Source organism: Chryseobacterium sp. BGA-UO-ETr-SB22, from assembly GCF_059567885.1.
On sequence record NZ_JCAQOV010000004.1, the window covers coordinates 573910 to 586653 of the forward strand.

A 12744-nucleotide genomic window follows, 5' to 3' on the forward strand; every position below is an offset into this window, starting at 1 on the left:
CGAAGGGCTGATTTTCTTCCCTGAACGGTATTAAAAAAACCTTCACGAATGAAGGTTGATTGCTATGCGAAAAGTAGATCGGGAGATCTATTTTGCTTTTTCTGCAGGAAGGCTAAGGAAATAATCGGCTTCTCCTTTTCCCCAGTTAGGATCTAAAGCTGTTTTAGGTTTGTAGGCCTTAAATTTTGCCTGTGTATCTTTGAACATTTCCAATCCTTTGGTTTTGCTGCCTCCATACTGTTCAGGAGTAAAATAAACATCCTCTGCTTTGATAAGGGCGATTCTTGGATTTGCCGGCTCTAATTTTTCTGCAGCAGTAAGTTCTTCAGCAGCTCTGGCACCATCAGTCATATAACGTTGTGCCGGATTTACCATCATTCTCAGGGAATAAGACATTTTTCTCAACAGGTGAATTTCTGCATTATCTGCTCCGGCAAGGTTCTGTGCCATTGAAAGCTGTTTTTCAGCCTGATCTGCGATAGCATCCAGTTCCTGCATTTTTCCGTCTCTCATCAAGGTTCTTCCTTTCTGGATATAAGAAAATGCCGCATAGTATGCCGGAAGCCATTTTGTGCTTTCCTTACTCCCAATTCTCTGGAAATCATTGGCCAGAGTCTGGAAATCCTCTGCTGTTTTGCAGGCTTCAATTCTTCCTATTTTTTCGGCCATTATTTTGTCGTAATCTGCCTGTGCAAAAGCTATTAAGCTCACAAAAGCTAAAGCAAAGCTTAAAAGGTATTTTTTCATAATATTAAATTTTAAAAGTTAGTCTATTTGTTTGTCCTAAGATATGTTTTTTATAAATTATTGTTGATGGCATCATCCGTTTTATCTACTCCAAAGCTTATAAATGCTCCTATGAACACAAAAGTATTGACAGGTGGCACCACAGCAGAACTTCTGGATCCGTCCGAAGAGAAATTATAGCCATATACATTTTTTGACCCTAAAATATTGCTGACGCTCAATACAAATACCGGAAAAGCTTTCGCATCTTTTTTACCGATATTAGGAAGATAATTGATACTGAAATTCAAAGCATTATAATCTTTTAATCTCCCTTCATTTCTTGTATAATTCACTGCTTTTCCATTTTCAAAAGTAGAGGCAATGTCGTAATAAGGACGTCCCTTTGCATAGGTATATGATAAGTTTACCCCAAGCTTCCATTCCGGAATAAATCTTTTTGCCACTGCAGAAAGGGTGTGTTCAGCGGCAAAACTTGGCTGCAGGCTGACCGGATAATTAAGAAAATCTCTTTTGGAATCCAGATAGGAGTAACTGATCCAGTAATCAATATTTTCAAACGTTTTTTTATTGTCTCTCCAGAAAAATTCTACCCCTTTTGCATAGCCGTATCCACTATTATTTAATGCGGACTGAGTCTGTTGATTTTGCTCTTTATTCTGGTTAACATTAAATGTTTTAATCAGCTGGTCATATTTTTTATAAAATGCTTCAAAACGCAGCGTTCTCCCTTCCGAAGCTCTCTGAACCTGAAAAATATAATGCTGAGACTGCTGGAAACCAAGATCTGCAGGGCCATTGATGTATTTACTTTCAGGATTCTGATAGAAAAGACCATAGGCTAAGGAAGTCGTCCAGTCTTTTGCCAAACGGTATGCAATGGCAAAACGGGGGGCAATATTACTCTTTCCTAAAAAGGAAGAATGCTCAGCCCTTACTCCTATTTTCGCTGATAAAGCATTGCTAAATCCCAGATCTGTTTCAAGAAAAGCGGAAGAGATCAAATCTTTATAATGCTTCTGCACTGCTTCAAAGTTCAGGTTTTCATCCGTATTATTCAACTCAAATCCTCCTCTCAGAGCACTGATTTTGTTGATTTTTCTTTCAAGAACAGCTTTGAAATTTAAATAGTTCCCATCTGTAAGAAGCTGATTCCTGTTGGATTCAATATCATTGGTTTCTGTAGAAAAATGAAGATCGGATCTGTTGTAAGAGTATGAACCTCCTACATTCAAAAGGTATTTTCCAAATTTCTGTTTAAAAGAGAGGTTATGAAATGTATTTTTACCGTTAAGCTTTACCAGACTGAAATCATATCCGGGCTCAAGGCTTTCTGATCTTACTCCCATTTTATTGGTGTTGAACATTCCGTAATATTTGAAAAAGCCTCCTGACTTTGTTTTAAATCTGAAATTCAGATCTCCATTAAGACCTTGTGGAGCTTCAATAAAATCGGTATTAAAATTCAAGGCTTTCTGCATCAAAGTTAGAAGAGAATACCCGGCTGTAGCTCCATAAGAATAGTTTTTATTGTCTCCAAGTTTCTGAAATCCAGCGCTCAGGAAAATAGGTGAAATTCCTAAACTGTAAGAACTTTCATCCGGCAGATCAACACTTTCCAGCATCAAAGCGCCTGAAAGAGCCTGTCCGTACAGCGCAGAATAACCGCCGCTCGAAAATATATTTCCTTTGAAAAGAGAAGTATTGAACTGATCTCTCCCTGCAATTCCCGGAACAGAATTAGAAAAATAATTATTGATAAGACTTCCATCCATAAAAATTTTAGATTCCGTACCTGTCCCTCCACGGATGAACAGCCCTTCAGTTCCCCCTACTTTCTGTACTCCCGGAAGGTAAGTCAAGGCTGAAGAAATCTGCCCGTCTGCTCCTGCAGTGGTATAAATATCAATTGGGGAAAGCAGTGCTGTTGCTCTTTTCTTATCGCTTGCTTCAATAGAGCCTGCAGAAACGACTACTGCATCAATTTCGCTGATCTGTTCTTTAAGGTCAACGTTCAAAGAAATTTCCTGATTTTCAATGGAAACTGTTCTTTCCACATTCTCATATTTCGGATGGGTAAATGTGATTGTATGATTTCCTTTTTCCGAAGTTTCAAAAGAAAAATTACCCTGGGCATCTGTCGTTGTGCCATCATAGGTGTCTTTCAGAGTGACGTTTACTTCACTTACTCCTTTGTTTTTAAAGGAAACTTTTCCTGAGATCTTCACCTGTGAATACCCCATTATGGAAGCAATCAGGAAAATAAGAAACAGTATGTTTTGTCCTTGAGTTTTCATTTTTATTGTTTTCTGGCTCAAAAATAGCATGAAAAATGCCTTTCTGTAAAAAATTTGTTACCGAAAGGCATTCTTTTGCTACCGAATGGGAAATTAGTGAATAGGGATACAAAAATCAACGATCATTTTTCCTTCCGGATGTTCTTTAAAGTTAGAGTGATAGATTTCGTAAGGAAAGGTTCTTCTGGTTGTATAATTGTTTTCATTCATCCATAGAAACAAAGAAACCCAGCATTGCTCGAAGTCATCCAACGTAACTTCACCACTTCCCACAATGTATTTTCCGGCATCTAAGGTTTCAGCAAACACTTCACCCTCCTGCTGCTTCAGTTTTTCATCCAAAAGCATGCAGGCATGGATTCTGACTTTATCAAGAGGGGTAATCTTACAGCTGTCATGATAAACAGCGATCATTTTCACATTCTCCCTTGGAAAAAGATTCTTCTTAATCGCCCAGTCTATCAATACGTTGAAAGAAGATTCTACGTTAGCAATTCCGAGGCTCATCACGGACGCCAGATTCATTTCCGGCATTTCTTTTACTTCGATTTTTAAATTCATGTTAGTCCAATTTAATAGGTTTTCGATATTGCAAATGTATTGGCTGAAAACCGTATCAATTTGTCCGTTCTTGCGATGTGTTTGTAAAATCTTGTGAAATTTTTCGGGAGCTGATCTACGAAATTCTGTAGGAGGCAGACCGTAATATTTTTTGAATGTTTTGCAGAAAGATGAATGGTTCGAAAATCCAAGATTCCAGTAGATATCTTTGATTTCCATATTTTTATGCATGGCCAGATGAAGGGCACTTTTTTCTATTTTCTTCCTGATAATATAGCTTTGAAGAGTCTCTCCGGTAACGAGCTTAAATATTCTGTGGAAATGAAAGGGCGAATAGGCACTTACCTCTGAAACATTCTCCAGAGACAAATCCGAATCAATATGATTATCAATATATTGAATTGTTTTTACAATTCGTTTTTTATACTCTTCCAATTCAAAGTTGTTAGTTTACAAAGATATTTTTCCGGAGCGGAATTCAGTTGTCTTTTATTGCTATTATCAATAAACCGTTTCATTTTACTATAAAATATCTTCTTCAAAATGTTTAAAAAGAGGAGTTATATTTTTAATCTCAGGATCTGAAGAGGAGATATAGCTATGGTAATCTTCATGAATAAAAATCTCTTTTATAAAGAACTTTTCATCTTCAATCGTACATTCGTCATTGATCACTTCAAAAGATTCAAGTGGAAGCATCATCCCGGCTCCATGCGCTTTTATAACAGCTTCTTTTCTCGTCCAATAAGTGAAGAATCCTTTCATTTTATCCTCAGCATCCTGAATTTCCTGAATCTCATTAGAAGTCATCTGAAATGTAAAATCATGATAACTGACCTTCGGATCATTGTATTCGACATCAATTCCCAAAGGATATTCTGCAATGGCACAGGCAACCAGATCTTTAGAATGCGAGATATTAAAATGAAGGTCATATCCTTTCAAATACGGTTTTTTGTTGGGAAGAATCCCGATTTCTACATCAAAGATGTTGTGATACTTTTTTAATCCATATTGTAAAAGAACCTTTCCCAATAAAGAAAGCTGTGCATCCTGCCATCTTCTGTATTTCAGAATATTTTTTTTATTATCGTCAGAAAAAACAGGCAGATAACGGTCTAGAAGCGACTGATGTCTTTCTTCGCTGATGAATGTATACAGAATAATCATTTTCTATTTCTTCTTTTGATATGGGATCATTACTTTCACGTTAAAAATAAGCTTTTTTTTGTTCCTTTTTAAAGCAATCCACCTTCTGGTCAAAGTTGCAGAATCTGAGGCTGAAACCTGCCTGATTTCGGCTGTACTACGTAGTATCTTTTGAAAAAAAGACTGGAATCATAAAGCGCTTTGGAAAATCTTTTATAATTTTAGGGATAAAATCACTATAAATCATTTAAAAAATGAAAGTACAAACACTAGCATTATTGGCAGGATTTGCATTTTTAGCAGCTTCATGCGGAACAACAAAAATGTATTCTGTAAATGCCAAAAGCGGAACACAGACAGGCGGAACAGCGAAGTTTACCCAAAATGGAGATGCGGTGACCATGAAGCTGAATGTCACCAACCTTACCCCTGGAATTCATGCAGTACACATTCATGAAAAAGGAGACTGCTCTGCAGCAGACGGAACTTCTACCGGAGGCCACTGGAATCCTTCAAAGAATGATCATGGTAAATGGGGTGCTGAACATTTCCATATGGGAGATATAGGAAACCTGGTAGCTGATCAGAGCGGAACTGCAACATTGACTTTCAAGACAGACAAATGGTGTCTGGGCTGCACAGATGAGTCTAAAAACATCATCGGAAAAGGTCTTATTGTACACGCTGCAGCAGATGATTTCCATACTCAGCCTACCGGAAATGCCGGAGGAAGAGTGGGATGTGTAGAAATTAAGTAATTCCGTTACTCAATAAAAAAACCGCTAATTTTCATTAGCGGTTTTTTTATGTTTAGGATTTGGCTCCCATATCTGATACAATATTCATTGCTTCCTGCAGGTAAAGATCTTTCTTAAGATTCTTGATCCACATTTCAGATTTTTTCTTGAAAGCTTCATCTTTTTTCTCTCTTTCAATCTCACTTGGGTACATCATAAACTGAAGCCCGTTCTCAAATTTTGTCAAAGCTTTGAACTTTTCAATCTGAGACTTTCTGTTCTTCATCAGCTCATTAAACTTAGTGATATTCAAAGTTATATTTTCTTCTTTATCCAGTTTTTCTCTCCACTGAGCAGACTCTAATAACAACTGATAATTGCTGTTTTTAGCCATTCTGTCTGCGCTCGCTTTTTCAAGCGCCTGAATGTTGAAATAGTTCAGTTTCTGGAATTTTGTAGGCGGAATTTTATCCCATGCCAATGCATAATCATCATATCGCTCTCCTACTTCAGCATAAGTAAAGAAGTCTTTCATCTGAATATCAGAAACAATCCCTTTTCTCTGTGTAGATTCTCCGGTAATTCTGTAGAACTTCTGGATAGTCAGCTTTAAAGATCCGAAATCATCTTCTGTGTTCAGGAATCTGTTCAGATCAACAAAAGTCTGAACGGTTCCTTTTCCAAAAGACTGCGGAGATCCGATAATCATTGCTCTTCCGTTATCCTGCATTACTCCTGCAAGGATTTCTGAAGCTGAAGCAGAAAGTTCGTTTTGCATGATCACCAATGGGCCTGTCCAGATTGGAGTCTCATTTTTATTCTTAAGAGTCTGTATCTTCCCGTTTCCGTCTTTCACCTGAACGTAAGGTCCGGCTTCCATGAAAAGCCCCATAATATCTCCTACTTCAGTTAAAGAACCTCCTCCATTATTTCTAAGGTCAAGAATGATTCCCTGGATATTTTGTTCTTTAAGCTTAATGATTTCATTTTTGATGTCATCAGAAGCATTTCTTCCTTTTGCGTTTTCAAAATCAGCGTTAAAGCTTGGAAGGTTGATGAAACCATATTTCTTACCATTCGGAGTGTTTACTACAATACTTCTTGCGAAAGTATCTTCAATAGCTACTTCTTCACGAATCATTGTTACATCCTTGATGGTACCGTCTTTTTTCTGAACCGTCAATGTTACCGGAGTTCCTTTTTCACCTCTGATCAGTCGTACGGCTTCATCAGAAAGCATTCCCACGACATTTACAGCATCGTCTTTCGGTTTAGACTTTACTTTCAGGATTTTATCACCCTCAGAAAGCTGTTTTGACTTCCATGCCGGTGCACCAATGGTAAGAGCTCCTAAGTAAAGGTTTCCTTTTTTCTCCTGAATTAATGCTCCGATACCGATTACTTTTCCGGTAAACTGAGTATCAAAATCTTCTTTATCTTTTGGAGAATAATAGTTGGTATGCGGATCGAATACTTCTGTATAGGCATTCATATACACGGTAAACCAATCCATTTTCTTTCTCTTTTTGAATCTGGTAAAGGTATCTTTCACAAGATCTTTTACTTCATCAGTCGCTTTTTTGATCTTTTCATCCTGAGTAAGCGGCTTAAATTTGATGGTATCTTTCAGTTTATACTTCTGAACAGAGTCTTTCTTTTCTTTTTGAGCTTCTTCTTTACTGTTCATCGATTCAACTTCCTGAAGGATATTATATTTGATGAACTTTTTCCACTCATTATACTGTTCCTGTTTGTTTGCAGGTACTTTTTTAAGTTTTGGTTCTAAAGTAAGGTTTTCATCTTCCTGAAGATTGATTGGCTTGCTGAAGATATCCTGTGTGATTTTATCAATCTCATCCACTCTTTGATATAGCCTGTCAATCGTAAGCTTATAGAATGTAAGATCTCCCTGGCCGATATAATCATCAAGCTTTGTTTCATGCTTGTTGAATTCATCCATATCAGATTGCAGGAAATATCTTTTTGCAGGATCTACCAATTCGAAATAATGCTTATAAACGTCCTTCGAATAGGCATCATTGATAGTCTTGGGGCTATAATGCAGATAAGAAAGTGTATTTTTTACGCTCACCATAATCGTCTGCATCTTTTCATCGTCATTCTTTGGCGAGTTGAAACAAAACATTAGACTGGTTAATGGAATAAGGAGTAAAAATTTATTCAGTTTGAAATTTTTCCACATAAACTGTCTTTATTTATTAATTTTTTTAAAATAAGTATAATAATTAGTAGCAGTAAGTTTGGTACTGTTACAAATGATCAAATTTAATACCTTATTTGCAATTATCAGATAGTTTTAACCATTTTTATTAAATAGAGCTAAAAAAATATTAACAGTGTTAGCCATTTCCTATTATCAGGCTGTTTAACCCGAAAACGAAATAATAATATCTCTGTTTTCAGTGAAGTGCCCTAACATGTATTTTTTTCATTGAAAATAAAAAACAGATACCACAAAAGTGATTTTTAAGGCATAAAGGCACAAAATATGCTGATATTTAATCAGATAACTTTAAAATGTAAAGTCATGAGAAGTTTATTATGGTTAATTGCAGTCATCTGCATCGTTGTTTGGCTTTTAGGAATGTTAGGAATAGTTCCGGGCATCAGCACGGGTTATTTGATTCACATTCTACTGGTCATTGCCATTGTTGTTATTCTTTATAACATCATTACAGGCAGAAAACCTCTTGATTAGTTTATTATTTTGTACAACCACTTAAATTAAACAACCATCAGGCTTAGCAGGTGCTTTTCAGCTGAACGGTATCAGATTCTGTTTGAAAAAGCATCTGTGAAGTACTGAGGTCATTAGTGAATCTGGAATTAAATCAATGTATTAATTTTACTTCATTTCTAATTTTTTTTCTAAACCTCAAATATTTCTTTTTCCCTGCTCACAGCCTCATTTTATCATTCAAAAAGAGCAATCTTTATTCTGAATTCGCAACAATTAATAATAAAACTGCTGTTTTATCACGTCTTATTTTTACCTACATTTGATGTGTTGAAAATCTATTTGTTCAATTCTGAAATGAACAAATTCACCCTATTTGAATAAAAAATATTAAAGATAATTTATGGAAAGACCACTTATTCTGGTTACTAATGATGATGGAATTACAGCTCCTGGTATCAGAAATCTTATCAGTTTTATGAATGAAATCGGAGAAGTAGTTGTTGTAGCCCCCAACTCTCCTCAAAGTGGAAAAGGCCACGCTATTACCATTAATTCTACCCTAAGCTACGAAGAAGTTACTCTGGATGGCCCGCAGACTGATTTTTCATGCAGCGGAACTCCTGTAGACTGTGTAAAAATGGCTCTTGATAAAATTCTGAAAAGAAGACCTGATATTGTAGTTTCAGGGATCAATCATGGAGCAAACTCTTCTATTAATGTGATCTATTCGGGAACGATGTCTGCTGCAGTAGAAGCAGGGGTAGAAGGAATTCCTGCCATTGGATTCTCATTGCTGGATTTCAGCTGGGAAGCTGATTTTACCCAGGCGAAAGAATTTATTCAGAATATCGTAAGAAGAACTCTGGAAAACCCAATGCCAAAAGGAATTGTACTGAATGTAAATATTCCTAAACTTCCGGCTGAGGAAATAAAAGGAGTAAAAGTATGTAAACAGGCTCATGCAAAATGGGAAGAAAGCTTTGATGAAAGGATAAATCCGCATGGTAAAAAATATTACTGGCTGACCGGTTATTTCAACAATATGGATGATTCTGAAGATGCTGATGAAACAGCTTTAGCAAACGGATATATTTCCATTGTTCCAGTAAAGTTTGACCTTACCGCATATGAATACATGAAAACATTGGAAGAGGTGATGACCTTTGAAAATGTAAAAGAGGTAAAATAAACCTGTTAATCATTCACTTATTGAATATTACAAAAAGCTTCACTTCAACAATTATCAAACGCTGAAGTTGTATAAATAATTAAAACCCGGCATGAAAACCTTATTTCATGCCGGGTTTTTTGTGCCAGCAGTGGTAAAACCATTACTTTGAAGCCCTTCCGTTTCAGATTATTTACTACCTTTATTCTGACAAATAATTACAAAATGCGTATAGAATATGACATAAAACTGGGGTTCAAGGATGTAATGTTCCGCCCTAAGCGTTCTACTTTAAAATCCCGGTCAGAAGTTGATTTACAAAGAGAATTTACCTTTAAACATACTAAGAAAAAATGGACAGGAGTTCCTGTAATTGCTGCCAATATGGATACTGTAGGAACTTTTGAAATGGCTGTAGAGCTGGCAAAAGAAAAAATTATTACGGCTATTCACAAACATTATACTGTAGAACAATGGGATCAGTTTCTACAGAGCCAGCCTGAAAGTATTCATCAATATATTGCTTTAAGCACAGGAACAGGAAAAGCTGATGAAGAAAAAATAAAACATATCCTTGAAAAGCATCCAAAAATTGAGTTTCTCTGCATTGATGTAGCCAATGGTTATTCTGAGCATTTCGTTGGATTTGTGAAGAAAGCAAGGGCTAATTTTCCTGATAAAATCATTATCGCTGGAAATGTTGTTACCGGAGAAATGGTAGAAGAGCTTCTTCTGGTAGGTGCCGATATCATAAAGGTAGGTATTGGCCCCGGATCTGTTTGTACGACCAGAGTAAAAACAGGAGTAGGCTATCCTCAGCTTTCTGCTATTATTGAATGTGCTGACGCTGCTCACGGTTTAGGCGGACACATCATCGCTGATGGCGGATGTAAGGTTCCCGGTGATGTGGCGAAAGCTTTCGGAGGAGGTGCAGATTTCGTAATGCTGGGCGGAATGTTTGCCGGTCATGATGAAAGTGGCGGTGAAATGATTGAAGAAAATGGTAAAAAATACCGTCTTTTCTACGGAATGAGTTCCAAAACAGCAATGGATAAGCATTCCGGAGGGGTGGCAGAATATCGTGCTTCTGAAGGAAAAACAGTGAAAGCATTGTACAAAGGACCTGTGGCAGACACTGTAAAAGATATTTTGGGAGGTGTAAGGTCTACTTGCACTTATGTAGGAGCTTCAAAGCTTAAAGAACTTTCCAAGAGAACCACTTTTATCAGGGTTCAGGAACAGGAAAATCAGGTTTTCAAAGACTAGAAACAAAATAAAAGGCTTTAGAGTTATTATCTAAAGCCTTTATTTATTCTTTTGTTCTGATATATTTTTTATTAAAATATTTTTGAAGCTGATCATTTACATAAGTTTCCTGTTCTTTTACAGAAGCCATTTCATCTATATATAAAATTCTCGGAACCTCTTTTATCTTATCCACGACAACAGAATCTTTAGATGAATTCCTGATGACATCTACCCTTTCATTCATTTTTCTTTCGTATTCTTTCAAATCTGTAGTCAGAAGTTCCATCACAATATTTTCACCATTAAAATCAATATTAAAATAAGAATATTTTTCCGGGAAAATTTTAAGTTCAGGGAGAAAAACAATGATGAGAGAGACCCACCAGAATTTTTTAATTTTTTCAAATTTAAAATAGAATAACAGTGAAAAAGTAAGCAGGAAATAAAAGAGTATACTTTCAAACTGTCTTGCAATAGAGGTGAGAATATAGCTCGTAAATAACAAAGGAATCAATGAAACAGACCAGAATAAAACGGCTTTTTTCAATGTGATCTGAGCCTTGATTTTTTTGAGCTCTTCTTCAAAAACCTTAATAAATAATGGAAGTACTACAATAACTTTTAATCCAACATAAGCCGTATCAGCACCAAAAAGAGCAATTCTTTTCAGCCATTTTACCATTCCTCTTTCTACCTCTCCCATTCTGTTGAAATTTCCTGGTGCGAGAAAGCATACAAACAAAAAAACGGTTCCTAACAGGACCAAAAACAAGTTTTCCTGATTACGCTTCTGATAATAAGATACTAACAGGAGCCCTTCAAGAATCAATGCCAGAATTTCATTAGACCCCATCAGAATTACAATAAGCAATGCTGAAAGGGAAAGCCATATTTTCTGTCCCGTTTCCTTCTTTTTTTTGAAAAAATAGAGTAAAATACCTGATAAAATAACAGGAACGAAATAGATATTGGAGCCCGTAATCCAAAAGTAGTGTTCTGGTAAACTCACAAGAAGCACTGTGTAAAAGAAAAACAGAAGAAATCCTTTTTTGATAGACGCTTTCAGGGAATAGTTGAAATATTCTTTAAAATTTAATGCTGAAACTCCAATAAAGGAGAGCATTAAAAAGACAGGGTATATCTTCGGAAGAATAGTATGGTTGTCGTAAAAGACAGGATTAAACATATTAATAGAATATCCGAAATATCTTCCGCCCCATGTTGTATAGGTGTTTATAAAACTTTGTATCAGCCCTACTTTTCTGGTTGTGTAGGACCAGAAATAATCATCGGTCTGATATACATTAAAAAAACTAATGTATGCCAGACCGACGCCTATTAAAATCGACAAGAATAATACTATATTCTGTACTTTTTTCATTTTCTAAGTTAACATTCCACCGTCAACGTTTAACGTTTGTCCGGTAATGTATGCTGACATATCGCTGCCAAAGAATACACATGCATTCGCAATATCTGAAGGCTGTCCTCCTCTTTTCATTGGAATTTCTTCTCTCCATCCCTGAACTGTTTTTTCATCCAGAACAGCAGTCATTTCCGTTTCAATGAATCCTGGAGCAATAGCATTACATCTGATATTTCTTGATCCTAATTCCAGTGCCACAGATTTTGTAAATCCTATGACACCTGCTTTAGAAGCTGCATAGTTGGCTTGTCCGGCATTTCCTTTCACTCCTACTACAGAAGTCATATTGATGATAGATCCGGATCTTGCCTTCATCATCGGCTTGATTACCGCTTTCGTAAGGTTAAAAACTGAATCTAAGTTTACTTTGATTACTTTATCCCAATCTTCTTTGGACATTCTCAATAACAGGTTATCTTTTGTAATTCCTGCATTGTTTATTAAAATATCAATCTGCCCGAACTCTGCCATTACATCTTCCACCAATTTCTGAGCAGCATCATAATCTGATGCGTCAGACTGATATCCCTTAATTTGGGTTACAGAACTTAAAGCTGCTTCTAATTCTTTTGCTTTGTCTACAGAGCCAGCGTAGGTAAATGCTACTTTTGCCCCTTGCTGAGCAAACATTTCAGCGATACCTTTACCGATTCCTCTTGTAGCTCCGGTAATTAGTGCTACTTTTCCTTCTAATATTTTCATATCTATTG

At 36.3% G+C, this 12744-nt stretch carries 11 protein-coding genes; 4 read left to right on the forward strand and 7 right to left on the reverse strand.

Annotation, left to right across the window (positions count from 1 at the left end; translation table 11 throughout):
- Window positions 1-87: 87 nt before the first annotated feature.
- The 4 genes from AC57AW_RS06415 to AC57AW_RS06430 all read right to left on the reverse strand — a co-directional run bounded on the left by AC57AW_RS06415 (window position 88) and on the right by AC57AW_RS06430 (window position 4775).
- Window positions 88-747: a hypothetical protein gene (locus tag AC57AW_RS06415; protein ID WP_496351239.1), complete on the reverse strand. Its 660-nt coding sequence runs from the start codon at window positions 745-747 to the stop codon at window positions 88-90.
- 50 nt (window positions 748-797) lie between these two features.
- The gene (locus tag AC57AW_RS06420) at window positions 798-3044 is read right to left on the reverse strand and encodes a TonB-dependent receptor (protein ID WP_496351240.1); all 2247 of its coding nucleotides are present in this window, start codon (window positions 3042-3044) and stop codon (window positions 798-800) included.
- A 93-nt stretch (window positions 3045-3137) separates the two neighbouring features.
- A complete protein-coding gene (locus AC57AW_RS06425; protein ID WP_496351241.1) occupies window positions 3138-4040 on the reverse strand; it encodes an AraC family transcriptional regulator in 903 nt (300 codons plus the stop codon).
- Between the two features lie 87 nt (window positions 4041-4127).
- On the reverse strand, window positions 4128-4775 hold the full coding sequence (locus AC57AW_RS06430; RefSeq protein WP_496351242.1) for a 4'-phosphopantetheinyl transferase family protein: 648 nt from the start codon (window positions 4773-4775) through the stop codon (window positions 4128-4130).
- Window positions 4776-5008: 233 nt separating this feature from the next.
- Here AC57AW_RS06430 and AC57AW_RS06435 point away from each other — a divergent pair, with 233 nt between their 5' ends.
- Complete coding sequence (locus AC57AW_RS06435) at window positions 5009-5512, forward strand: superoxide dismutase family protein (protein WP_318847649.1); 504 nt, start codon at window positions 5009-5011, stop codon at window positions 5510-5512.
- Between the two features lie 52 nt (window positions 5513-5564).
- Here AC57AW_RS06435 and AC57AW_RS06440 read toward each other — a convergent pair whose 3' ends face one another.
- On the reverse strand, window positions 5565-7694 hold the full coding sequence (locus AC57AW_RS06440) for a carboxy terminal-processing peptidase (RefSeq protein WP_496351243.1): 2130 nt from the start codon (window positions 7692-7694) through the stop codon (window positions 5565-5567).
- 345 nt (window positions 7695-8039) lie between these two features.
- On the opposite strand from AC57AW_RS06440, the gene AC57AW_RS06445 reads away from it, so the two are divergent.
- The 3 genes from AC57AW_RS06445 (at window position 8040) to AC57AW_RS06455 (ending at window position 10626) form a co-directional block, all read left to right on the forward strand.
- Complete coding sequence (locus AC57AW_RS06445) at window positions 8040-8210, forward strand: lmo0937 family membrane protein (RefSeq protein ID WP_184558962.1); 171 nt, start codon at window positions 8040-8042, stop codon at window positions 8208-8210.
- A 382-nt stretch (window positions 8211-8592) separates the two neighbouring features.
- Window positions 8593-9381, forward strand: a complete 789-nt coding sequence (gene surE, locus AC57AW_RS06450) for a 5'/3'-nucleotidase SurE (RefSeq protein WP_047422047.1) — start codon at window positions 8593-8595, stop codon at window positions 9379-9381.
- Between the two features lie 204 nt (window positions 9382-9585).
- Entirely contained in the window at window positions 9586-10626 is a 1041-nt protein-coding gene (locus tag AC57AW_RS06455) for a GMP reductase (RefSeq protein WP_318847804.1), read from the forward strand.
- A gap of 43 nt (window positions 10627-10669) precedes the next feature.
- Here the strand turns inward: AC57AW_RS06455 and AC57AW_RS06460 are convergent, their stop codons facing one another.
- Window positions 10670-11989: a DUF6056 family protein gene (locus AC57AW_RS06460; RefSeq protein ID WP_496351244.1), complete on the reverse strand. Its 1320-nt coding sequence runs from the start codon at window positions 11987-11989 to the stop codon at window positions 10670-10672.
- A 3-nt stretch (window positions 11990-11992) separates the two neighbouring features.
- The gene (gene fabG / locus AC57AW_RS06465) at window positions 11993-12736 is read right to left on the reverse strand and encodes a 3-oxoacyl-[acyl-carrier-protein] reductase (protein WP_318847653.1); all 744 of its coding nucleotides are present in this window, start codon (window positions 12734-12736) and stop codon (window positions 11993-11995) included.
- Window positions 12737-12744: the final 8 nt, after the last annotated feature.